This is a genomic window from Corynebacterium tuberculostearicum (assembly GCF_046097255.1).
GTDB classification, from domain to species: Bacteria; Actinomycetota; Actinomycetes; order Mycobacteriales; family Mycobacteriaceae; genus Corynebacterium; species Corynebacterium tuberculostearicum_J.
Genome location: NZ_CP175770.1, coordinates 1,552,478 through 1,575,530 on the forward strand (window position 1 = coordinate 1,552,478; position 23,053 = coordinate 1,575,530).

General features: G+C 60.6%; 16 protein-coding genes and 1 pseudogene. 8 read left to right on the forward strand and 9 right to left on the reverse strand.

The window, feature by feature from the left end; genetic code table 11:
- Positions 1-27 precede the first annotated feature (27 nt).
- Together ACKFRY_RS07410 and ACKFRY_RS07415 are read left to right on the forward strand one after the other, a co-directional pair.
- Complete coding sequence (locus ACKFRY_RS07410; protein WP_408922579.1) at positions 28-1,308, forward strand: uracil-xanthine permease family protein; 1,281 nt, start codon at positions 28-30, stop codon at positions 1,306-1,308.
- Positions 1,309-1,439: 131 nt separating this feature from the next.
- Positions 1,440-2,429, forward strand: a complete 990-nt coding sequence (locus ACKFRY_RS07415) for an HNH endonuclease signature motif containing protein (RefSeq protein WP_150851073.1) — start codon at positions 1,440-1,442, stop codon at positions 2,427-2,429.
- Between the two features lie 68 nt (positions 2,430-2,497).
- Here ACKFRY_RS07415 and ACKFRY_RS07420 read toward each other — a convergent pair whose 3' ends face one another.
- The 3 genes from ACKFRY_RS07420 to ACKFRY_RS07430 are packed head-to-tail and all read right to left on the reverse strand — an operon-like array spanning position 2,498 to position 5,918.
- Positions 2,498-2,767, reverse strand: a complete 270-nt coding sequence (locus ACKFRY_RS07420) for an HPr family phosphocarrier protein (protein ID WP_005325102.1) — start codon at positions 2,765-2,767, stop codon at positions 2,498-2,500.
- 54 nt (positions 2,768-2,821) lie between these two features.
- Positions 2,822-4,939: a fructose-specific PTS transporter subunit EIIC gene (locus tag ACKFRY_RS07425; RefSeq protein WP_250408389.1), complete on the reverse strand. Its 2,118-nt coding sequence runs from the start codon at positions 4,937-4,939 to the stop codon at positions 2,822-2,824.
- A 13-nt stretch (positions 4,940-4,952) separates the two neighbouring features.
- Entirely contained in the window at positions 4,953-5,918 is a 966-nt protein-coding gene (locus ACKFRY_RS07430) for a 1-phosphofructokinase family hexose kinase (RefSeq protein WP_408922580.1), read from the reverse strand.
- A 197-nt stretch (positions 5,919-6,115) separates the two neighbouring features.
- Here ACKFRY_RS07430 and ptsP point away from each other — a divergent pair, with 197 nt between their 5' ends.
- Positions 6,116-7,804, forward strand: a complete 1,689-nt coding sequence (ptsP, locus tag ACKFRY_RS07435; protein ID WP_408922581.1) for a phosphoenolpyruvate--protein phosphotransferase — start codon at positions 6,116-6,118, stop codon at positions 7,802-7,804.
- 26 nt (positions 7,805-7,830) lie between these two features.
- Here the strand turns inward: ptsP and ACKFRY_RS07440 are convergent, their stop codons facing one another.
- Complete coding sequence (locus tag ACKFRY_RS07440; RefSeq protein ID WP_239194046.1) at positions 7,831-8,613, reverse strand: DeoR/GlpR family DNA-binding transcription regulator; 783 nt, start codon at positions 8,611-8,613, stop codon at positions 7,831-7,833.
- A 358-nt stretch (positions 8,614-8,971) separates the two neighbouring features.
- The gene (gene lexA / locus ACKFRY_RS07445) at positions 8,972-9,676 is read right to left on the reverse strand and encodes a transcriptional repressor LexA (RefSeq protein ID WP_005328592.1); all 705 of its coding nucleotides are present in this window, start codon (positions 9,674-9,676) and stop codon (positions 8,972-8,974) included.
- A 730-nt stretch (positions 9,677-10,406) separates the two neighbouring features.
- Between lexA and nrdR the strand changes: the two genes are divergently transcribed.
- The gene (gene nrdR, locus ACKFRY_RS07450) at positions 10,407-10,865 is read left to right on the forward strand and encodes a transcriptional regulator NrdR (protein WP_005328590.1); all 459 of its coding nucleotides are present in this window, start codon (positions 10,407-10,409) and stop codon (positions 10,863-10,865) included.
- Here nrdR and hrpA read toward each other — a convergent pair.
- The gene (gene hrpA / locus ACKFRY_RS07455; protein ID WP_408922582.1) at positions 10,862-14,749 is read right to left on the reverse strand and encodes an ATP-dependent RNA helicase HrpA; all 3,888 of its coding nucleotides are present in this window, start codon (positions 14,747-14,749) and stop codon (positions 10,862-10,864) included. The two genes, nrdR and hrpA, sit on opposite strands and share 4 nt — an antisense overlap.
- Positions 14,750-14,855: 106 nt before the next feature.
- Here hrpA and ACKFRY_RS07460 point away from each other — a divergent pair, with 106 nt between their 5' ends.
- Entirely contained in the window at positions 14,856-15,764 is a 909-nt protein-coding gene (locus ACKFRY_RS07460; protein ID WP_408922583.1) for a hypothetical protein, read from the forward strand.
- Positions 15,765-15,853: 89 nt separating this feature from the next.
- On the opposite strand, the gene ACKFRY_RS07465 is transcribed toward ACKFRY_RS07460, so the two are convergent.
- The gene (locus ACKFRY_RS07465) at positions 15,854-16,798 is read right to left on the reverse strand and encodes a LysR substrate-binding domain-containing protein (RefSeq protein ID WP_408922584.1); all 945 of its coding nucleotides are present in this window, start codon (positions 16,796-16,798) and stop codon (positions 15,854-15,856) included.
- 160 nt (positions 16,799-16,958) lie between these two features.
- Here ACKFRY_RS07465 and ACKFRY_RS07470 point away from each other — a divergent pair, with 160 nt between their 5' ends.
- On the forward strand, positions 16,959-17,552 hold the full coding sequence (locus ACKFRY_RS07470; protein ID WP_408922585.1) for a peroxiredoxin: 594 nt from the start codon (positions 16,959-16,961) through the stop codon (positions 17,550-17,552).
- 97 nt (positions 17,553-17,649) lie between these two features.
- Entirely contained in the window at positions 17,650-18,174 is a 525-nt protein-coding gene (locus ACKFRY_RS07475) for a carboxymuconolactone decarboxylase family protein (protein WP_250408403.1), read from the forward strand.
- 108 nt (positions 18,175-18,282) lie between these two features.
- Here ACKFRY_RS07475 and ACKFRY_RS07480 read toward each other — a convergent pair whose 3' ends face one another.
- Positions 18,283-19,179: an NAD(P)/FAD-dependent oxidoreductase gene (locus tag ACKFRY_RS07480; protein WP_408922586.1), complete on the reverse strand. Its 897-nt coding sequence runs from the start codon at positions 19,177-19,179 to the stop codon at positions 18,283-18,285.
- Positions 19,180-19,404: 225 nt separating this feature from the next.
- Here ACKFRY_RS07480 and ACKFRY_RS07485 point away from each other — a divergent pair.
- Positions 19,405-20,433, forward strand: a pseudogene (locus ACKFRY_RS07485) (SulP family inorganic anion transporter); the annotation flags it as partial.
- 57 nt (positions 20,434-20,490) lie between these two features.
- Here the strand turns inward: ACKFRY_RS07485 and ACKFRY_RS07490 are convergent.
- On the reverse strand, positions 20,491-23,034 hold the full coding sequence (locus tag ACKFRY_RS07490; protein ID WP_408921128.1) for a DEAD/DEAH box helicase: 2,544 nt from the start codon (positions 23,032-23,034) through the stop codon (positions 20,491-20,493).
- Positions 23,035-23,053 lie beyond the last annotated feature (19 nt).

Below are 23,053 nucleotides of genomic sequence, written 5' to 3' on the forward strand. Positions count from 1 at the left end.
ACCCCGGGTGATCCATAATTAAGGCTCGTGAGCTTAAAAGGTTGGACCGTCCACGGAGACGGTAAAAGGATTGCACCGGGCGCGGTCGTGGCGCCGGAAGAACGACTCAGCTGGGGCCGAACCATCGGCATCGGAATGCAGCATGTGGTGGCCATGTTCGGCGCTACGCTTTTGGTTCCCACCTTGACCGGATTCCCCGTCAATACGACGCTGCTCTTTTCCGGCCTCGGCACAATTTTGTTCCTGCTTATCACGCGCAACCGGCTGCCGTCCTACCTCGGCTCCTCGTTCGCATTCATTGCACCTCTTTCGGCGGCGCAGCAGTACGGCATCGCCGCGCAAGCAGGCTCTATTTTGGTCACCGGCCTCGTCTTGGCCGCGGTGGGTGTGGCAGTCAAAATCGCCGGCCGCCGCGTCCTAGACGCCGTCATGCCGCCGGCCGTCACTGGTGCAATCGTGGCCCTCATCGGCCTGAACCTGGCGCCGAATGCGGCCGAGAACTTCGCCTCCCAGCCGCTCGTGGCCGCGGTGACACTGCTCGTTATCTTGCTGGCCACCGTCGCCGGCCGCGGTATGGTCTCGCGCCTGTCCATCCTGCTCGGCGTGGTCGTCGGCTGGGTTTTCGCTGCGCTGACCGGCAACCTCGGCGATGACGCCGTCGCGGCCATCGATGCCGCCCCGTGGGTGGGCCTGCCGGAATTCCACGCGCCTTCCTTCAACGTCTCCGCCATTGCCGTGGCACTTCCTGTACTGGTAGTTCTCATCGCGGAAAACGTCGGCCACGTCAAGGCCGTATCCGAGATGACAAAGCGCGATCTCGATGACCTGGCCGGTGACGCTCTGATTGCCGATGGCCTCGCGTCCACCCTTGCCGGCGGCTTTGGCGGCTCCGGTACCACGACCTACGCCGAAAATATCGGCGTGATGGCCGCAACCCGTGTATATTCCACCGCCGCCTACTGGGTAGCAGCCTTTACCGCCATCCTTTTGGCCTTCGTGCCGAAGTTTGGTGCGCTGATTTTCACCATCCCGACCGGCGTCCTGGGCGGTGCCTGCATCGTGCTGTATGGACTCATCGGCATGCTGGGTGTGCGCATCTGGATGGATAATAAGGTTAATTTCAATAACCCGGTCAACCTGACTGCGGCCGCAGTGGCGCTTATCGCGGGCATCGGCAACCTGACCCTCACCGTGGGCGGGGTCTCCCTCGAGGGCATTGCGTGGGGCTCGGTTGGCATCATCGTGGCCTTTCCGATTATGAAAAAGCTCTACGATTCCGTCGGCGAGGGACACGGCGCCAAGTACTAATTTTCAACCTGTGGATGACTGCCCGTCGCGCGCCCGCGGCGGGCAGTTTTGTTGACGGGCCAACGCGGGTTATCCACAGCGAGCCGATATGCGCCTCGCGTAGGCGTGCGGGGGCTATTTTACTTAGCGGCATGACCGCATTGGACGCATACTTAAACGCAGTGAACGCCGGCATGGACATTGTCGCCGCCGTTCAAGGGCTGAGCGATCGCGAGCTCATCGCGCGGGGCGCCTCCGACATCGCCGCGCGCGACCTGCTGCGTCTATGCGATACCTATTTCGGCCGGTGCGGCTTTGCTGCCAAACAGCGAGCGGCGCGGCAGACTAGGCATTCCCTCGACGTGCTACTGCTGATTGAAAAGTATGCCTTGCGCTTGCCGACGCAGCGCGATGCCTGGACCCTACGCACCGAACTGTGTGCCTTTCGCGGCAGCGCCACCGCCCTGGAAAAGCGTGCCCGCGCCTTGGTACGCGAACTGCGACCGCGCCGTACGCCCGAAAAGGGAGTACGAATTACTCGCCGCTCCGGCGGCCCATGGTCACTGACCATTACCGGGGATTCGGCCGATGTGGCGGATATGCACGCTGCCTTAGACGCCAATAAGCCCCTGGAATCTGCCAAAGACCTCTTCTTTGGCAAGGCGGATGCGACGCGGGCGACGGTGACGACGCAGGTGGTTCTCACCCTTGATGAACTCGACCGAATAGTCGACGGCGGCGGCGAGGAAATCACCCTCCAACTCACCAATGGCGCTCGAATCACCGGAGCGGAGCTTGTCGCGCGGACACTGAGCGATCACGGCTATGTCACGCTCGTCCATCCCCACGAGGGGCCGGTCAACCTCTACCGGACCTCGCGCGTGGCCAACGACAAGCAGCGGCTCATGGCGGCTGCGGTCAACCCGGTATGCCCGTGGGAGAGCTGCAATTATCCCGCCGACAAGTGTCAGATTCACCACCTCAAAGCCTGGAAGCATGGCGGCGAGACCAACGCTGCGAACCTCGCGACCTGCTGTCCCTATCACAATGGCGTCAATGACGATGACCCCAACGCCCCGCCGCGCCGTGGCCGGCTAGCCCGGGTGCGCGGGCAGGTGACGTGGGTGCCACCGTGGGGATAGGTGGCGTCGGCAAGCGAAAAGCTCCCCACCGCAAGGGTGGGGAGCCTAAAGTGGAGCCGTTTTAGGACTTAGGAAGCGTCCAGGTCCTTCTCGATGAGAGCAGCAATCTTTTCCACTGCTTCTTCGTTTTCGGAGGTAACGGTAACTTCATCGCCCTGTTCTGCGCCAAGAGCCATGATCATCAGGGAAGAGGCAGCATCGGTCTCGTCCTCATCATCGTCGCCGACCAGGTTGAGGAAGATATCCTCATCGAACTCGCCGGCAGCGTCCGCGATAATAGATGCAGGACGTGCGTGCAGGCCTACAGAGGAGCCAACCTTTACAGTCTTGGAAGCCATGGAAAATATCCTTTCTTACGGGGATTTTTAGAATCCAGTGTACGAGTGTTTGGTTTATGCTGCCACGTTCTGGGCGGCTTCTTCGGCGGCCTTGTTAGGCCAGAACTGCTTCATCGCCAGCACCGCCGCAGTCGAGACAACCACGCCGGCCGCAATGGCCACGAGGTAGCCCCAGAACGGGTCGATGGCGAAGAAGACGAACACGCCGCCGTGCGGGGCACGGGAGCCGACCGACAAGGCCATCGAAATCGCGCCCGTCACCGCGCCGCCGGCCATCATCGAAGGAATGACGCGGAACGGATCGGCCGCTGCAAACGGGATGGCGCCCTCCGAGACGAAGGACAGACCCAGCAGCCAGGCGGACTTGCCGTTCTCCTGCTCGGCCGGGGTAAACAGCGACTTGCGGATAAACGTAGCCAGCGACAGCGCAATTGGTGCGACCATGCCGGACGCCATGACGGCGGCCATGATCTGCATGGAGGATTCGTCGCCGGTGGACAGCCCGGCCGTCGCGAAGAGGTAGGCCGCCTTATTGACTGGGCCGCCCAAGTCGAAGCACATCATCAGGCCGAGAATGATTCCCAGCAATACAGCCGAGGAGCCGGACATGGACGACAGCCAATTTTGGAGGCCCTCCATGATGGCTGCCAACGGTGCTCCCAGCAGCAGGTACATTGCGAGGCCGACGATTAGCGAGGTAAGCAGCGGGATAATAACAACCGGCATGAGGGAGCCTAGCCAGCGCGGTACCTTCCAGTTGCCAATCCACATCGCGATGAAGCCTGCCAGCAGACCGGTAACCAGACCACCGATGAAGCCAGCGCCCAAGGTGACCGCGATCGCGCCGCCCGCGAAGCCCGGGGCGATGCCCGGACGGCCGGCGAGCGCGTAGGCGATATAGCCCGACAGCGCGGCTACAATAAAGCCCATAGCCGCTTGGCCGACGGCGAAGAGAACAGCGCCGAGATAGAGCAAGAACCCGGAGCGCTCGAAGTGCATGAGTTCGCCGTCAACAGTCACGTCATGGCCGGGGAGATTGCCCAACGAATAGTCCGTCGATAGTGCCTGCCACCCATTTGCCATATCGGCACCACCGAAAAGGAAGCCGAGGGCGAGCAGCAGGCCGCCGGCCGCAACGAACGGGACCATATAGGACACGCCGGTCATAATGGCCTGTTGGATGCGCTTGCCCCAACCGAGCGACTGACCTTCTTCTTCCGCGTCGGCGCGGGTAGCGGTGCCAGAGACCTTGTGGGCGTGCGGGTTGCGAGCAGCAGCGATGGCCTCGTCGAGCATGGTGCCGGGCTCATTGATGGCGCGTTTGACGCCGGATTCGATTACCGGCTTGCCGGCGAAGCGTTCGCGGTCGCGCACGCCGACGTCCGTGGCGAAGATGACTGCATCGGCCGCGTCGATTGTGGATTGGGAGACAGACTCATTATTAGACGAGCCCTGCGTCTCAACGGTCAGAGATACGTCGTCACGCTCGGCCGCGGTTTGGGTGAGGGCGTCGGCCGCCATGTAGGTGTGGGCGATGCCGGTGGGGCAGGCGGTGATGGCCACGATGCGGGTGACATCGGCCAAAGGCTCTGCGCTGGCAGGGGTTGCGGCCGAGGGCGCGGCGGCGGAGGAGCCGGCGGCACCGGCACCGGTTGCGGCAGTGCCGGCAGCAGCGCCCTGGGCGGCTGGGTCTTCGACTGGCTTCTTCTTCGGCTTTTCGGCATTGACAACGTCCAGCACAAGCCGAACGATTTCCTCCTTGGTGGGGGCGTTGCGCAGGGACTCGAGGAAGTCCTTGCGTACTAGAGCGCGGGCCAACTTGGACAAAATCTTCAAGTGGGCTTTGCCGCCGCCGGCCGGAGCAGCGATGAGAAAGACCAGCTGGGCGTCGCCGTCGGGGCCGGAGAAATCCACGCCGCGGCTCAGGCGGGCGAACGCGAGGGTGGGTTCGGTCACGGCCTCGGAGCGGCAGTGTGGAATGGCGACGCCGCCGGGGACGCCGGTACCGGCCTTGGCTTCGCGGTCGATGGCGGGCTGTGCCAAGCCGGCGATGTCGGTGGCTCGGCCGGTGTCATGGACTAGCGTGGCCAGGTTAGTGATGACGGAGTCAACGCTGTCGCCGAAGTCGGCGTCGAGCGCGACTAGGTCGGTAGTGATGAGGTCGGAAGCCATGATTAGGCACTCCTTAGGCTAGCGAGTTTACGGGGGTATGTGCGATATCGAGTTCTTCTGGGCGAGGGAATTGGGTGCCTTGTTTGGATGCAGCCGCAGTTCCGTAGGCCACCGACTGCGCGAGACTATCGGCCGGCGACTTTCCGGCGGTGCGGCCGAGGAGATATCCGGCGAGCGCGGCGTCACCGGCGCCTACGGTGGATTTCACCGTTGCTGGCGGGGGAGTTGCAGCCCAAGCGCCATCCGCGGTAACCAGCACCGCCCCGGCACCGCCAAGGGTGACGAGTACTTCTGCGATGCCCTGCTTGACGACGTCCCGGGCCGCTCGAACAACCCCCGAGTACTCGCCGCGTGCGGCCTGGTCTTCCAGTTCGCGGCCGTCGGTTCCGGTGAGCTGGCCGAGCTCTAGGCCGTTCGGCTTAATGAGATCCGGCGCAGCAGAATTGAGGCTTTCCCCAATGGCCTGCATTGGAGCATCTGACGTATCGACGGCAATGCGAGCCTGTGGTGCGGCCGCGCGGACCGCGGAGATGAGGTCGCAATACCAATCGGTGTTAACGCCACGCGGCAGGGAGCCGGCTAGGACCACCCAGTCGGAGGCAAGGGCGCGGGCGGTGAGCTCGGAGGTAATGGCTTGGGAATCGGCGTCGGAAAGCGCAGGGCCTGGACCGTTGACCTTGGTGGTAGTGCCATCAGGCTCTGTGATGGTGGTATTGACGCGAACCGTGCCGTCCATGGGGATTGCAGAGGAAGGCAGCCCGGCCGAGTGGATGAGATTTAGGAAAGAATCGGAGTCGTGGGCCGGGAAAAGAGCCAAGGATTGCTCGCCGGCCAAGTGCACGGCATGGGTGACGTTTACACCCTTGCCGCCAGCAACCTGTGTGACCTCGCTGGCACGGTGGACATCACCGGAGGTCAATGGCTCGCTGAGCACAAGGGTGGCGTCGATACTGGGATTGGGGGTCAGCGTGAGAATCAAGTCGTCCCTTTCGCAGGTTGTATATTGGGGCCGAACGCCGTTGGAGAGGACCTCGCGGGCATGGCCCGCCCTTAATGTTGATTCTTGTCCGATTGTGTCCGAAAGTCAACAGAATTTCTGTGGTATACATTGCTTTTCTATCCGATTTGTGGTGTTCTGGAAGTTAATAAACCGCTATCTTCGAAGGAAGTACGCTCATGGAAAACGCGTCTGAGTCCACAATCAAAGGAACCGGTGTCGTTGCCGGAGTCGCCTACGCCGAAGCCGTGTGGGTCCGCCCTCGCCCGGCCCTGCCTACCGAGGGAAGCATTGACCCAGAGCAAGCGAGCGATTCTGAGTACGACCGCTTCCTTGCGGCCGTAGATACTGTCGCTGGCCGCTTGGAGCAGCGGGCTGCTGCCGCCGAAGGCCAGGCTGCGGAAGTTCTGACTGCAACGGCCGGCATGGTCAAGGACCGAGGCTGGCATAAGGCCGTGCGCAAAAACATCCGCACCGGCCGGAATGCGGAGTTCGCTACTGTCGGCGCCACCGATAAGTTTGTCACCATGTTCGAAGCCGCCGGCGGAGTGATGGCAGAGCGCACCACTGACTTGAAGGACGTGCGCGACCGCGTAATCGCAGAGCTGCGCGGCGAGGACGAGCCGGGCCTGCCGCTCGTAGACGGCGAGGCCGTGCTGTTCGCGGACGATTTGGCCCCGGCCGATACCGCGACGCTGGATACCAAGCACATCAAGGCCCTTGTCACCGAGCTTGGTGGACCTACCAGCCATACGGCCATCATCGCCCGTCAGCTCGATATTCCGTGCATCGTTGCTGTGGGCGCGGCGCTGAGCGATATTGAAAGCGGCACGCTGGTATTCGTCGATGGCGCAGTGGGCGCCGTCACCCTTGGGGCCGACGAAGAGGCTTCCACGAAGGCTGTGGCCGAGTACCGCGAACGTGCGGCACGCGTTGCTCAGTGGCGTGGACCGGCGGAAACCAAAGATGGCCACCGTGTGCAGCTGCTTGCCAACGTCGCTGATGGCAACGCCGCTCGCATTGCTTCGGATTCTCAGGCAGAGGGCATTGGTCTGTACCGCACGGAGCTGTCGTTCCTCTCGGCCAGTGAAGAGCCCAGCGTTGACGAGCAGGCAAAGATTTACGGCAAGGTCTTTAATGCCTTCCCTGAATCCAAGGTTGTCGTGCGTACGTTGGATGCTGGCTCCGATAAGCCCATTTCCTATGCCACGCTGAGCTCCGAAGAAAACCCGGCATTGGGCGTTCGTGGTCTGCGTATTGCACGCGATAATGAGGCTTTGCTGACCCGCCAGCTGGATGCGATTGCCCAGGCTGCTGGGGCTCGCGATGACAAAGCCACTACTTGGGTGATGGCTCCTATGGTTGCCACCTCGACTGAGGCCCAGTGGTTTGCTGGGCTGTGCCGCGAGCGAGGCCTGACTGCCGGCGCCATGATCGAGGTTCCGGCCGCAGCGCTTATGGCGGATAAGATTATGCCGCACCTTGATTTCGTGTCCATCGGCACCAATGACCTGACTCAGTACACGATGGCTGCGGACCGCTTGTCCCCACAGCTGGCCTACCTGACTGACCCGTGGCAGCCGGCTGTGCTGCGGCTCATTCAGCACACCTGCATCGTGGGCCAGGCCAATAACGTTGCGGTAGGCGTGTGCGGTGAGGCAGCAGCCGACCCGATGTTGGCCTGCGTGCTTACCGGCTTGGGTGTGAATTCGCTATCCGCAGCGTCGACGGCTGTAGCAGGCGTCGGCGCGCAGCTGGCAAAGGTTACCCTGGAACAGTGCCAGCAGCTTTCCGAGGTGGCGCTGGATGCGGAAAGCCCTGACGCTGCCCGTACCGCAGTGGTCGAGCGCATGGAGTCCTTCGCCTAAAGTAGGCGAAGGATCGGGGGAGGGGATTATTCGCTGGCGAGCACGACCTCAATCTCGCGCTCGCGCAACGCTTCCACGAAGGAATCGGGCGCAGCGGCGTCAGTAATGACGACGTCGATATCGGCGGCGGAGGCGAAACTTACCAAATAGTCATTGCCCAGCTTGCTGGAGTCACACATGACCACAACCTTGTGGGCATTGGTGACAAAGGCGGATTTGATGGCTGCCTCTTGGGAATCGGCCGTCGACAAGCCATGGTCCAGGGTTAGGGCATTGGTACCGATAAAGGCGACGTCGGCACGCATCAAAGCCAGGGTGCGCAGTGCCGTATCGCCAACGACGGCTTGGGTAATCGCGCGGACCGTACCGCCAAGTAGCTGGACGTCAGGCACGCCATTGCCTGCAAGAGACAGCGCAATAGGCAGGCTATTGGAGACAATATTAAACTGCGCCTGTGGGTATTGCTGTCCAATGAGCTCTGCGAACGCGTTAATGGTGGTGCCTGCGTCCAAGAAAATGCTGCCGCCGCCCTGGGGAAGAAAATCTAGGGCCGCGCGGGCGATAGCCGCTTTTGCGCCGGAGGCGGACCGCTGGCGGGTATCCAGGGTAAGCTCCGCGGTCTGGAAGGATTGGGAGGCTACTGCGCCGCCATGCACGCGATGGACGACGCCCTCACGGTCAAGCACCGCAAGGTCGCGGCGGATGGTCTCGGCCGTAACTTCGAAGCGTTCCGAGAGCTCAGTGACGTTGACGCGGCCTTCAACGGCGGTGAGGGAAGCAATTTGGCGACGCCGCTCTTCTGCGTACATGATTCCTCCTTGAATCTAGAGACATCGCGTCATGTAGTGGGGGTAAAAGTTGCCACTTTATGCGGAAGTGAAAATCCGGCGATGTTGTTTTGCTTAGTCCATTGTCTCAAAAATCGGGAATAAACGGACTAAAGCAAAAATTTGCACGGCTGCATTCTATATCCGGTGCGCTGAAGTACCTGGTCAGAGGGAAAAGTGGGAAAGTGGGATTTTCGTCTCTTTTGGTGTCCGGGTCTGAAATGGAGCCAAATGGGGGTGGCAGGAAACGGGCCGCTTCAACGAAGGGTGTACATAGATAGACCCCGCAAGGGCCAATCGAGGACCTCGCGGGGCTATAGAATCTGTGTCAGGCTGGTGACTAAAGCTTACGGAATACGGATACAACCTTGCCCATGATCTCCGCATCATCGCCGTTGATGGGAGCGTAGGCATCGTTGTGGGGGAGCAACCACACGCCAGAGGAATCGCGGTGGAATTCCTTAACGGTAGCTTCAGCACCATCGAGCAGCGCTGCAACGAACTCGCCCTCTTCTGCAACTGACTGGGAGCGAATGATTACCCAGTCGCCGTCAAGAATGCCGGCATCCTGCATCGAGTCGCCGACCACTTGCAGCATATAAAGGTCGCCGCCACCGACTACCTCATCGGGCATCGGAAAGTAAGTGTCTACGTTTTCTTCCGCGGTAATGGGCGCACCCGCTGCGATTCGGCCAACCACAGGAATGTAGGAAACCGCACCTGCCTCTGCGGGAACCTGCTGTTCGGGCTTAGCCGGTTTGCGGCCCGGCTTCTTGGCGCCATCGTCGGTATTTAGGTGTCGAACATCTACGGCTCGCGGCTTATTTGGGTCACGGCGCAAGAAGCCCTTTTCTTCCAATTGCTTTAGCTGGTAGGCAACAGAGGAGGTGGACTGCAAGCCTGCTGCGTCACCAATTTCGCGGATGCTTGGTGGGTAACCACGCAGCATGACGGCGTCACTAATGACGTTAAGAATTCGTCGCTGGCGGTCAGACAGGGAAGCGTAGTCGGTCTTCTCGGTGGTCTTCTTTGGCTTGCGGCCCATTGCTGGCTCCTCGGAGGGGATCGGCTGGATTTATCGGTGGTCTGTTAGCTGGCGGCGCTGAAAAGTTGCCACACGTCATTTGTAGCACGAAAAGTACAGATGTTCGAGATTTGCGTGTTGGGGTGGACAAGTATTCGAAGCGATGCTATAAATCGAACGTACCAACTAAATCGAACATTATGGCGACTGGGTGTCATGACGTGTCGCATGAGGCGCCTACGGTGGGTTCAGTCGTCGAAAGGAAAGTTATGTCTCTGCTGATCAATTCTCGCAATAACCTGGTAACTCGCAAAGCTTCCGAACCTGTAGTGGTGCCTTCTGCGTCCGTGTGGGATGTGGAGCGCGGCTACGGTTCTGCGGCCCGCGGCACCGAAAGCTCTCGGTATGTTCGAACCCTACGTGTGGAAGATCGCACGACCTATCGTTCGAACCGTACGTCGGCCGGAGGCTCTGGGAACAGATCGAATAGGGGACGAAACAGTGTGGGTGAGTCGAACACAGGTAACTACGCATTGGGTGCAGTGTTTGGTGTCGCGGTCTTTGTGGGCACATTGCTAGGGGGACTTGCGGGCGCTGAAGGAAATAGTGCTCCTCAACCCCCGGCTTCTGGTGTGCAGCAAGTTGAAGCTGCAGTAGCGCACTAGGGGCTACAGCGGGGTGAAGCCCAGTGGCCGCACGGAATTGGAGATGAGTAAACTACTGGCGTATCAACGTCAGTGAAAGGACCACTGTGTATTGCCCCTTTTGTCACAATGAGCAATCCCGCGTCATTGACTCGCGTGTGGTCGATGCTGGAGCGTCGATTCGGCGCCGGCGCGAGTGTGCTTCGTGCAAGGGGCGCTTTACCACGGTTGAGAAGGCCGTGTTGCTTGTGGTGAAGAGAAACGGTCTGGCCGAGCCCTTTAGTAGAGATAAATTGATTCGCGGTGTGCGCCGTGCCTGCCAGGGGCGAGATGTGAGCGACGATGCCTTGAAGAAGCTGGCGCAAGAAGTGGAGGAGACCGTGCGCAGTCATGGCTCCTCGCAGGTCAACGCGAACGAGATTGGCTTGGCCATCCTAGAACCACTGCGGGACCTTGACGAGGTGGCCTATCTGCGCTTCGCCTCTGTATATAAATCCTTTGAAAGCGCAGATGACTTTGAATCCGAGATTCGCCTGATGCGAAGGCGCGATCGCGAGGACTTTTAGCGCAGTTTGTCCACCGCCTTTTGGATGCGCCGGAGTGAAACGGCATGGGCTGTGCCAAGGCGCTGAGCAAAAAGGGAAACTCGAAGTTCCTCTATCATCCAACGCACGTCCTTGACCTCGCGGGTCTTTTCGCGGCCGGCCGGTAGATTGCGCAGGCGGTTGGATAGGTAGGCCTTGGCGTTATCTACCTCGGCTTGACGGTCTGCATCGCGGTCGGGGTCAAGGTTCATATCCTCTAGGCGAATGCGCATGGCTTGGATATATCGCGGTAGATGGCGCAGATGGGACATTCCATGGACAGTGATGGCGTTTCGGGGAAGGAGGAAATCCAATTGTGCGCGCATGTCATCGATTGCTGGACCGTCCCAATGAGCAAGTTCCGCTCGCAGGTTGGAGTATTCGGCGAGTCCGGGGGCAATAGCTACCACTGCCTGGCGTACGCGGCCTGGGACCTGGGGCTTGACGGTGTCTTTAAGCTTCTGAAACGCCGCGGGGGTGCGGACGGGCCCGCCGGCTTCGAGCATCAGGTCGCGGATCGCGGCGATGCGGGCGTCATTGACAAGGCCGTCGGCGCCGCCGTGCGGATAGGAATCGACGGCGACGCGCTGTTGCAATGGCAGGCCCTTGACCATTTGGGAGGCGTTGACGGATATCTCACGCATGAGGAGCGTAAGGGTGGTCGTTACCATGGCGGCATCTGCGGCGGCCTTGGTGGGATGAACCTTGAGTTCGACGCCGTCCTTGGTAGCGACCAGGGCAGGGTAGGCGGTGACTTCGTGGCCGTCGACGGTGGTCGTAACCGTGTCATCGATGGTGCCGAGGGTGTCGTCGGTCCATTCGCTAACGGCGGTGGACTCGGAGGTGCGCGAGACGCGGGATACGGAGGACTTGATGTGTCCGGCCTGCCGTCGGACGAGCGCCGCGAGGTCGCGGTCCGAGTCGACGATTTTGCCGCGCTTATCGATGGCCCCGTAGTTCATCCGCAGGTGGGCGGGTAGCTTGCTGGCCTGGAAGTCGGTGGCGTTGATTCCTTGACCGCCGAGTTCGCGGAGGACGTCGGCAAGCTGCTGGGTGATGGGGCCTTCATAAGGGATGAGGCGGTCGAGGGCGCGCTCGGCAAATTCGGGCGCGGGTACGACGGTGCGGCGCAGGGCCTTGGGCAGGCTGCGGATGAGCTCGGTGACGAGCTCGAGGCGCAGACCGGGAACGAGCCAATCGAAGCCTTCGGTATCCAAGCCGGCGAGCATAGGAATGGGAACCATTACGGTAACGCCGTCGAGAGGATCGCCGGGCTCGAACTTATAGGTCAGTTCGTAATCGATAGAGCCCTTGCGCCAGTGGTCGGGGAAGGATTCCTCGGTGACATCATGGGAGTCATCGATGAGCTTAGCGGGATCGAAATCCAGCAGATCCGGGGTGCGGCGGCGCTCCTTTTTCCACCACGAGTCAAAGTGGCGGCCGGTGGTTACCTTTGCCGGAATGCGCTGGTCATAGAAATCGAAGAGCGTGTCTTCGTCCACAATGAGGCCGCGGCGGCGGGCCTTTTCTTCGTATGCGGCGGCGTCGTCAAGCGCTTGGGCGTTGGCCTTGAAAAAGGCGTGGTGGGTGTTCCAGTCGCCGGCGATAAGGGCATTGCGGATGAACATATCGCGGGCAGCGGCGGGATCGACGCGGTGGTAGGGAACGGTGCGGTCGGCCACGATGGGCACGCCGTAGAGCGTGGATTTTTGGTGCGCGATGGCGGCGGCGCGCTTGCGAGACCAGGTGGGCTCGGAGTAGTTGTGCTTGAGCAGGTCCCCACCGAGGTTTTCCACCCAGGCGGGATCGATGGCGGCGACATCGCGCGCCCAGAGGCGGGAAGTTTCCACTAGCTCGGCAGCCATGAGGAATTCCGGCGGCTTTTTAGCCAGGGCAGAGCCGGGGAATACCAGGAAGCGGGTGTTGCGCGCGCCCTGGAACTCCTTGGAATTGCCGTCGCGGGCGCCGATATTGGATAGCAGGCCCGAAAGGAGTGACATGTGGATGTCATCGGAGCGGCGCTCGGTGCCTTCCTGGTAGGTCCAGCCCAGCTGCTTGGCGACGTCCTTGAGCTGGCGCACCAAGTCAAACCACTCGCGGATGCGCATGTAGTGGAGGAATTCCTGCTTCATGCGCTTGCGGAACTTATTGCCGGATTGCTCGTTGCGGGTTTGCTTGATGTAATCCCATAGCTTGAGCATGGACAAGAAATCTGAGGTCTTGTCCTTGAAGCGAGCGTGGGCTTGGTCGGCCTGGGCCTGGAAGTCCAGGGGGCGCTCGCGCACATCCTGGATGGTCATGGCGGCAACGATGACCATGACATCATCGAGGCATCCGTTGGTATTGGCTTCAATGAGCATGCGCGCCATGCGCGGATCCAGTGGGATGCGGGAAAGATCGCGGCCGATGGTGGTAAGCGAGGGCTTGTCTTGCTTGTCGTGGAGGGCGCCAAGCTCGTGGAGGAGGGTGAGGCCATCGCGGATGGCCTTGTGCTCGGGTGGCTGGATGAAGGGGAATTGTTCGATATCACCGAGCTTGAGCGAAACCATTTGCAGGATGACACTCGCGAGGTTGGTGCGCAGGATTTCCGGGTCGGTGAACTCGGAGCGGCTTTCAAAATCCTGTTCGCTGTAGAGGCGGATGGCGATGCCGTCTGCAACGCGGCCGCAACGGCCGGAGCGCTGGTTGGCGGAGGCCTGCGAGATGGGCTCGATAGGCAACCGCTGGACCTTGGTGCGCGTGGAATACCGCGAGATACGGGCGGTGCCGGTATCGACGACATAGCGGATGCCGGGCACGGTAAGCGAGGTTTCGGCGATATTGGTGGCCAAGACGATGCGGCGGCCGCGGTGCTCGCTAAACACGCGGTGCTGCTCTTGGTTAGATAGGCGGCCAAAGAGGGGAGTGACCTCGACGTTTTTCCACTTCTTGCCTTCGATGGCTTCCATGGCATCGCGGATATCGCGCTCGCCAGGGAAGAAGCACAGGATATCACCGTCGCCTTCGCGCATGAGCTCTTCGATGGCCTCGGTCAAGCCGTCGAGCGGGTCTTGGTCCACGACTTTTCCGCCGGCCTCGAACTCGAGCGGCCGGTAGCGGATTTCTACGGGGTAGGTGCGCCCGGAGACTTCGATGATGGGGGCGGGGTTGCCGTCGGCGTCGGCAAAGTGGGCGGCGAAGCTTTCTGGGTCGATGGTTGCGGAGGTGATGATCACCTTGAGGTCGGGGCGCTTGGGCAATAGGCGCTTCAAGTAGCCCAACAGGAAGTCGATATTGAGCGAGCGTTCGTGGGCCTCATCGATAATGATGGTGTCGTACTTATTGAGGAAGCGGTCGCGCTGCATCTCGGCGAGCAGGATGCCGTCGGTCATAAGCTTGACGGCGGTGGTCTCAGAGACGCGGTCATCGAAGCGGATGGCGTAGCCAACAGACTCGCCGATCTTCTGGTTCAATTCCGCGGCAATGCGTTCAGCCACGGTGCGCGCTGCAATACGGCGCGGCTGGGTATGGCCGATGAATCCGCGCCGGCCGCGGCCCAGCTCGAGGCAGATCTTCGGGATCTGGGTGGTCTTACCAGAACCGGTCTCACCAGCGATGATGACGACCTGGTTGTCCCGAATTGCCTCGGCGATATCGTCCTTGCGGGCGGTGACGGGGAGGGCGTCGGGGTAGGTAATGGTGGGAACGGCGGCGTCGGTAAGCGCGACGCGCTCGGCCGCGGCATGGATTTCAGCGCCGATTTCTTGCAGCGCCTTAGGGGCGCGAGCCTTCTTGAGGCGGCGGCGGAAGGAGCGGGCCTCGGCCAAAGAGACATTTTCGAGTGCGGCGAAGAGCTCGTCGCGAGAAGGGGATTCGTTCTTAGTCATGACTAGGCAACGAGTTTACCCGCCCACCTGAAATGAGGAAAAAGTTGTTAAAGTGAAAATACTTATCCATTTTTCTATGTGTATTCCTGAAGGAGGAGCACCGCCTATGACGAACCCGTATTCGGGTGGAAATGACGATTTTCCTCGCTATGAGCCGACCAACCATCCCGAGGATCGGCCGGACTACGGCCAGCTTCCATCGTATGGTGGCAGCCACGAGGGCAACGCCCAAGGCTACGCCGGCTACCACGCGGGTCAGCCACAGCACACCGGAAAGGTTTCGGCCATAGATGCCGTTTCTTGGGCTTTTCGGACTGTCTTTGGCAACTGGAAGCTGTGGATCCTAGGAGCCCTAGCGCTTTTTGTTCTAAGTATCGTTTTTGTAGCCGTTGCAGGCGGCATCAATGCCGCGAGCTACTCCGGTACTGGTGATCCAACCGCGGGTTCTTGGGTTTCTCAGCTCATTTCGACTGTCCTAAGCCTTGTATTGTCGCTGGTAATTATGCGCCTAGCGCTTTTCCAGATCGATGACGTCCGCACCGGTTGGGGTTACCTTTTTAAGAACGTGCGTTGGTGGCAGCCGCTGGTCATCATGCTCGTCATCGGGGCAGTGGCGAGCCTCATTGCATTCGCTGCAGTAGGTGGAACTGTCTATGGGTTGCTTAACGACGCCGAGAATATGACGGAGGACGAAGCAGTTGCGGCAGTATTAAGCGTCATGGGCATCATCGGCGTGATTTCGCTGATTAGCTTCTTTATCCAACCATTCTTCTCGCTGATGCAATGGTTCGCGGCCGATGGCGATAGCGTTGGGGATGCCGTGAAGAAGGGCTTTCAGGCAGGTAAGAACAACTACGGTCAAATGTTGCTACTGGCAATTTTGAACTTTTTCATCATTGTGGCCGGCTTCTTGCTTTTGGGCATCGGCCTCATCGTGGCGTATCCGGTTACTCTCTTGGCACAGGCGCATATGTTCCGCCAGTGCGCGGGCCGCAACACCTTCCCACAGGTCTAGCGCACCATAGTTAAAGGCCACCGCTCCAATTAGGGGCGGTGGCCTTTGGCGTGCTTGGCGACGCCCCCGTGTGGGGCCGCCGGGTGAGACTACTGCCGGGAGCGCTCAATCGCCTTGTTATAGGCGGAGGTGATGAGCGTGCCGAATTCGCGGAATTCCTCGGCGCGGGCGGCGGAGGAACGGAACACGAGGCCCACCTCGCGCTCGGCGGTGACATCGGAGGCAAAGTGGGCGATGGCGACGTCCTTGCCATGGCATTCGGTGGCCAGGGCGGATTCGGGGACGAGGGTGCAGCCCAGGCCGCCCATGACCAACTGCATGATGGTGGTCAGGGAAGAGGCGCGGGTGACGGAATTGGTGGCCTCGGCTGGGTTGATATCGGCATGGCGGCAGAGGTCGACTACTTGGTCGCGCAAGCAGTGGCCGTCGTCAAGCAGCAGTAAATCCAAGTCCTTGAGCTCCGCAAGCTCGACATCCTCGCGGCCGGCGATGGGGTGATCGGGCGGGCAGACAATGGAGAATTTCTCCGTGTACAGCGGGCTATCGACCATGCCGGTGGCCTCCGACGGAAGGGCCATGATGGCAAGATCCAAGTTGCCATTGCGCAGGCGAGTAATGAGGTGCTGGGTTTGCTCCTCGACGAAGCGCGGCTGGAGATCCGGGTAGGCCTCGGCAAGCATGGAGAGCAGATCGGGGAGGATGTAGGGGGCGATGGTGGGGATAACGCCGATCGTCAGTGGGCCGGCAAGGGTGCCGTTGGCGCCGCGAGCGTGGGCGAGGAAGGTATCGGCTGCTTCAAGCGTTGCCTTGGCGTAGGGGAGGAGGGTCTCGCCAGCCGAGGTGACGATGACCTTGCGGGTCGAGCGCTCAATAAGCTGCAAGCCCAAGCCCTGCTCGAGAGCAACGAGGCCCTGGGAGAGGGAGGGCTGGGAAATTTCGAGTTTGGCGGCTGCGGTACCAAAGTGCTTGTTTTCCGCAACGGTGACGAAGGTACGCAGCTGAGCAAGTGTAGGGCGATACTCTTTATTATGCATGCCTATTACTCTAACACTTACCTATAGGATTTGCTATTGACGCGAGCGGAAAAGATGGTATAACTGATCGTGTTGGGCCGGACACGGTCCGGCCCTGCTGCTTGTACGTCAAGCGGCAGGACACTTAGAGGAAAAGCCTTTGCTAAAGGAGTTGAAGACTATGCCTATTTTGACCGTCGGCGAGAAGTTCCCAGAGTTTAACCTCACCGCCCTGACCGGTGGCGACCTACACGACGTTAACGCTAACCAGCCGGAGGACTACTTCGAGCAGGTATCCCTGGACAAGTACGAGGGCAAGTGGAAGGTCGTCTTCTTCTACCCGAAGGACTTCACTTTCGTCTGCCCGACCGAGATCGCTGCCTTCGGCAAGCTGGACGAGGAGTTCCAGGACCGCGATACCCAGATCCTCGGTGGCTCCACCGATAACGAGTTCGCTCACTTCAACTGGCGCGCAACCCACCCAGAGCTGAAGAAAGTTCCTTTCCCGATGTTCTCTGACGTGCGCCACGACCTTATCCGTGCACTGGGTGTAGAAAACGCTGATGGCGTTGCTGACCGCGCTACCTTCATCATCGACCCGGATGGTGTTATCCAGTTCGTCTCCGTTACCCCGGATGCTGTCGGCCGCAACGTAGACGAGGTTCTGCGCGTGCTCGACGCCCTGCAGTCCGAAGAGGTCTGCGCTTGCAACTGGGAGAAGAACGACCCAACCAAGAACATCAACAAGATGGACGTCGTTCAGTCCGCACTCTAAATCTCACTGAGATGCAGGTTTACCCCGCTTTCGTGGCGGGGTTTCCTTTTAAATCCAGCGCAGTAAATTCCTATCAAAACCTCAAAGGAGAAAAGCTATGTCTATTGATAATCTGAAGTCTTCCCTACCGGAGTACGCCAAGGATCAGAAGCTCAACCTGGGCGCCCTGACCCGTTCCAAGGACCTGGACGAGGAGCAGCTCTGGGGCTGCCTGCTGGCATCGGCCGCCGCAACCCGCAATGACACCGTGCTGTCTGAGATTGCGGAGGAAGCAAAGGAGCACCTGTCTGAGGAAGCTATCGAGGCAGCCTACGGCGCAGCCACCGTTATGGCTATGAACAATGTTGCCTACCGCGCCAAGGGCTGGTTGGGCGATGACTACGCACGGGTTAAGTTCGGCCTGCGCATGAACATTATCTCCAAGCCAGGCGTGGACAAGGCCAACTTCGAGCTGTGGAATACCGCAGTCTCCGCCATCAATGGCTGCGAGCACTGCTTCGGCGCCCACGCCCAGGAAGTCAACGAGGCTGGCCTGAGCAAGGAGCAGATCTGGGAGGCCGTTAAGGTCGCTGCCGTAGTTCAAGCTGTGGCACAGGCTGTCCAGATTGAGGCCGCACGCTAAAAGTCTGGCTTATAGCCGCCCTCGCGCTTGCCGACGTCCCCCCAGCTCCAGCGAGTGTGGGTCTTCCGGATTGGTCTGGATGATGGCTTTCATGCCACACCACCGTATTTAAATCCAATCGTCCTCGACGAGGAAGGCATTGACCGCAATGGCGGCGGCGTTGGCCTCGCCCATCGCCATCGCTACCTGCGCCGGTGGGTTGACCACGTTGCCTACGGCCCAGATGCGCGGGTGGCTGGTGGCACCGGCGAGGCCCGTTTTGATCAGGCTGCCGCCCATGCCCGACGGCGGACTGTGGCGCTGAAGATTGAGGTCAGCGAGGAACTCATCGTGAGGGCGGGGAATGGGCATGTAAAACAGTGCATCGACGGCATGCTCGTCGCTTTCCAGCAGGACTTTTCCGTCTTGGAAGGCGGTGACGGGGTCGTCGATAAGCGCAATGCCCCGCCGAGTCAGGTCCGCGCGCTGCTCGTCGGTGAATTCCATTCCATTGGTGAAGAAGGTGATGTCCTTCGACCACTGGCGCAGAACCGCGGCATGGTGGAAGGAGAACTCGCCGATGTAGAGCACGCCGAGCTTCTTGTCCGCCACCTCGTATCCGTGGCAGTAGGGGCAGTGGAGGACCGTATTTCCCCAGTTTTCTTGCAGGCCCGGGATAGCTGGGTGCTCGTCGTCCACGCCGCTGGCGACGATGATAGAGCGGGCAGCGATGGTCTCACCGTTGCTCAACGTGGCGGTGAGCGTGCGGTCATTATCGGTGACGGAATCCACGGTGGCGTTCACGATCTGCGCGCCATAGCTGCGCAGCTGCTCCTTGCCGCGCTCTTGAAACTCAAGGGGTGGCGTGCCCTCGAGGGCAATGACTCCATGAATTTCATGGGCGAAACGGTTGCGGGGAGTGGCGGAATCAACAATGAGCACGCTGCGGCGGGCGCGGACCATGACTAGGGCTGCCTGCAGGCCAGCCGCGCCGCCGCCGATGATGAGGGTATCTACTGTCTGCATGGCCCCGAGTAAACCAGAGGAGGGTTTAAATGGCAATGGTTTTCAGTAGGTTGTGGCAGGCGTCACGCCCAACCCTGACTTGGCCAAGTTAGTGCCGAAGGGTTGGGGTGTGGTGGGAATTCGTCAACATGAGGCATCGGCCAGAATCGGGAATCCGGCCGTCGAAGGAAGGCGCCTTGTGTATCCTTTGGGTGTCGTTGAGCCTTTAAGGAGCAAGAAAGTAGCATGACCCACCCCTCCACCGTCTCTAAGGTGGGCATCCGATCCCGTGCCCTGCGATTCGCACCGCGCCGCTCGGACTGGTCCCGCGCGACTATCGGGCGCGACCTTTCGGCCGGCCTTATGGTGGCCCTAGTCGCACTCCCCCTGGCGCTCGACTTCGACGTTGCTTCTGGTGTCGGCGCGGCAGCTGGAATTACGACGGCCATCGTCGCGGGCATCCTGTCCGCAGTCTTCGGCGGTAGCAACGTCCAGGTAAGCGGCCCGACCGGCGCAATGACCGTGGTGCTCATCCCCATCGTGGCCGACCATGGTGCCGATGGGGTGCTCGTCGTTGGCGTGCTGGCGGGGCTCATGCTGCTCTTGCTGGCATTCACCGGCGCTGGCCGCGCGATGAAATACATGCCGTTGCCTGTCATCGAAGGTTTCACAGCCGGTATTGCGGTGATCATCGCCCTCCAACAGCTACCTGCAGCACTCGGTGTTGACGTAGATGGCGAGAAAGTCCTCGGGTTGGTGTGGGACGCAATCAAAGCTTGGCTAGATGCTCCGGTATAGCAGGCGCCCGTTATGACCCTCGCGGTGGCGGCCGGAATCGTGGTTGCTGCCCGCATTCGTAGTGGCTTTCCCGCGGCGCTGGTGTAGGTAGCTGCTGCGACGGCCATCAACATGCTGGCAGACAGCGGTCTGAAGACTATCGGCTACATCCCGTCGACGTTGCCTGCCCCGCGCTGGCCGCAGATCCCGTGGGAGCACCTGGATTCCTTGCTGTTGGCAGCGGTCGCCGTCGCAGCGCTCGGTGCGTTGGAATCGTTGCTGTCAGCGACGGTTGCCGACGCAATGACTGTCGGCGACCGGCACGATCCTGACCGCGAGCTCTTTGGGCAGGGCGTGGCCAACGTCGTCGCGCCCCTGTTCGGCGGGATCCCCGCAACAGCCGCGATCGCCCGAACTGCTGTCAACGTGCGGGCAGGCGCGGGCACACGCCTGGCAGCGGTGTTCCATTCGCTGCTCCTGCTCGTCGCCGTACTCGTTGCGGCCCCCCTTACCCCGGGGCGAGGCAGCCAGGGCGGCTTTGTCGTTTTTCGCAGGCTAGTATTCCACGCGCAGGTCCGACAGCCGGACTTCGCCAGCCTCATCGGAGGCATCGAGATCTACCGTAGCGACGAACTGGTAGGCGTGGTCGCCGTCTGGGTCCTTGATGATCTGGCGCACGGACCACAAACGCGAGTCAGTATCGCCCAGGCGGAAGTACTCGGGACCGCGGGCCTCGGGGCCGGAATCGATATCGTCATATTCATCGAAATAGTCATCCAAGATGGCGCCGAAGTCCGGCACCTCGTCCAAGTAATCGAGCAGCTCCGCCAAGCGGTCTTCCTTTTCCAAAGCAAAGAGCTGCACCAAGCGGAACATGTAATTGCGCACCATGATGGTAAAGGCGCGGCGATTGGCCGTGAGCGCGGTGGGGTCCTCCACGCCAAAGGCCAGCTCGCGGTCCACCGTGTCTTGGTCGATGGGGGAGTCTTCGCCGGCCATTTGCGCCCATTCGTCGACAAGCGAGGAATCCACCTGGCGGATAAGCTCACCTAGCCAGACAACGATATCTTCGAGTTCTGGAGTGTTGTACTCGTCCGGAATGGATTGCTTAAGAGTGCGCCACGCGTCGGTCAGGTAGCGCAAAATCACGCCCTCGGAGCGGGCCAAGCCGTAGGTTGCGACCAGATCCGAGAAGGTCATCGCATTCTCGAGCATGTCGCGCACCACGGACTTGGGTCGCAGCTCAAACTCCTTGACCCACGCATTGGTCTCAGCGAAAGTATCGTAGGCCTGCTCCAATAGCTCCTCGAGCGGCTTCGGCCAAGTGATATCCTCCACGATATTCATGCGATCGGTGTAGTCCACCCCGTCCGCCTTCAGCGCGGCGATCTCTTCGCCGCGGCGCTGCTTCTGCTGGGCAATGAGTACCTGGCGCGGGTCATCTAGGATGGCCTCGAATACGGAAATGACGTCCAGGTTATAGGTTTCTGCCTCCGGATCTAGCAGCGAGAGCGCTGCCAGCGCGAATGGACCCAGCGGTTGATTGAGCGCAAAGTCACGCGGCAGCTCTCGCACCAAATGGTAGGGGCGGCCGTAGATATCCAATCCCTTGGTGGACTTTTGCACCACGCCGGAATCCACTAGCCCGCGGAAGAGATCGAGTGCGGTGAGGATGTCCTTATTCTGCTTGCTGCGGTTATCGTGGTTGTCTCGCAGCAGGTGGCGCATGTGGTCATAGCCATTGCCGTGGCGCGCCAAGACGTTGAGCAGCATAGAGTTAGAAACGCGGAACTGAGAGGTAAGCTGTTCCGGTTCCGCCTCAGTAAGGCGCGCGAAAGTCTTCTCGGACCAGGACACCTCGCCTTCTCGGGCGGACTTTTTCTTGAGCTTCTTCAAACGTTTGGGGTCGTCGCCGATGCGGCGGCGTTCCTTGGCATTTTCGATCTCGTGCTCGGGGGCCTCGACCACCACAGTGCCCTCGGTGTCATAGCCGGCGCGGCCGGCGCGGCCGGCAATCTGGTGGAATTCGCGCGATTTGAGGATGCGTTGGCGCTGGCCGTCGAACTTGGCAAGCCCAGTCATCAGCACGGTGCGGATGGGCACGTTAATGCCCACACCCAGGGTATCGGTGCCGCAAATGACCTTAAGCAGGCCCTTTTGTGCCAGGCGCTCTACCAATCGGCGGTATTTGGGCAGCATGCCCGCGTGGTGGATGCCGATGCCCTTGCGTAGCAGCTTGGATAGATCTTTGCCAAAGGCGGTGGTGAAGCGGAAACCGCCGATTTCCTGGGCAATCGCTTCCTTTTCTTCCTTAGTGATGATCCCCGAAAGTGAGGTCAGCGCCTGGGCGCGCTCGGCCGCCTCACGCTGCGAGAAGTGCACCACGTAGATCGGAGCCTTCTTATCGGCCAAGAGCTCCTCGATGGTCTCGTGCACCGCGCTAAAGACATAAGAAAAATCCAGCGGCACAGGCCGCGTGGTGCCGGCGACGAGGTTGGTGGCGCGGCCGGTGCGGCGGGTGAGATCCTCTTCTAGCCACTGAGTATCGCCCAAAGTGGCGGACATGAGCAGGAACTGCGCCTTGGACAACTCCAGCAGCGGCACCTGCCATGCCCATCCGCGGTCCGGTTCGGAGTAGTAGTGGAACTCGTCCATCACTACCTGGTCGATATTGGCCTCGGCGCCATCGCGCAGCGCAATATTGGCCACAATCTCGGCGGTGGCGGCGATGATGGGGGCGTTGCCATTAACGGTGGCGTCGCCAGTCATCATGCCCACATTCTCGGCGCCGAAGATATCGCAGAGGGCAAAGAACTTCTCGCTCACGAGGGCCTTAATCGGTGCGGTATAGAAACTGCGCTGGCCACGAGCTAGGGCGATGAAGTGCGCAGCATTAGCCACCATGGACTTTCCCGAGCCCGTAGGGGTAGCGAGGATAACATTATCGCCGGCCAAAATACCGAGCGAGGCTTCTTCTTGCGCTGGGTACAAATTGATACCCCGGCCGGTAGTCCACGAGGTAAAGGTATCCCAAATTGCCTCGTCTACGAGGGACTCGGGTACTTCCGTCAAATCTGGCAGCAGCTGAGATAAGTTCACCCCCACCACCTTAGCGGCG

Bases quoted from the DNA above. Each gene is read 5' to 3' on its own strand.
- ACKFRY_RS07440 (WP_239194046.1), bottom strand. From the start codon at position 8,613: ATGTACGCAGAAGAGCGGCGTCGCCAAATTGCTTCCCTCACCGCCGTT.
- hrpA (WP_408922582.1), bottom strand. From the start codon at position 14,749: ATGACTAAGAACGAATCCCCTTCTCGCGACGAGCTCTTCGCCGCACTC.
- ACKFRY_RS07475 (WP_250408403.1), top strand. From the start codon at position 17,650: ATGTCTATTGATAATCTGAAGTCTTCCCTACCGGAGTACGCCAAGGAT.
- ACKFRY_RS07460 (WP_408922583.1), top strand. From the start codon at position 14,856: ATGACGAACCCGTATTCGGGTGGAAATGACGATTTTCCTCGCTATGAG.
- lexA (WP_005328592.1), bottom strand. From the start codon at position 9,676: ATGGGCCGCAAGCCAAAGAAGACCACCGAGAAGACCGACTACGCTTCC.
- ACKFRY_RS07465 (WP_408922584.1), bottom strand. From the start codon at position 16,798: ATGCATAATAAAGAGTATCGCCCTACACTTGCTCAGCTGCGTACCTTC.
- ACKFRY_RS07415 (WP_150851073.1), top strand. From the start codon at position 1,440: ATGACCGCATTGGACGCATACTTAAACGCAGTGAACGCCGGCATGGAC.
- ptsP (WP_408922581.1), top strand. From the start codon at position 6,116: ATGGAAAACGCGTCTGAGTCCACAATCAAAGGAACCGGTGTCGTTGCC.
- ACKFRY_RS07470 (WP_408922585.1), top strand. From the start codon at position 16,959: ATGCCTATTTTGACCGTCGGCGAGAAGTTCCCAGAGTTTAACCTCACC.
- ACKFRY_RS07480 (WP_408922586.1), bottom strand. From the start codon at position 19,179: ATGCAGACAGTAGATACCCTCATCATCGGCGGCGGCGCGGCTGGCCTG.
- ACKFRY_RS07425 (WP_250408389.1), bottom strand. From the start codon at position 4,939: ATGGCTTCCGACCTCATCACTACCGACCTAGTCGCGCTCGACGCCGAC.
- ACKFRY_RS07420 (WP_005325102.1), bottom strand. From the start codon at position 2,767: ATGGCTTCCAAGACTGTAAAGGTTGGCTCCTCTGTAGGCCTGCACGCA.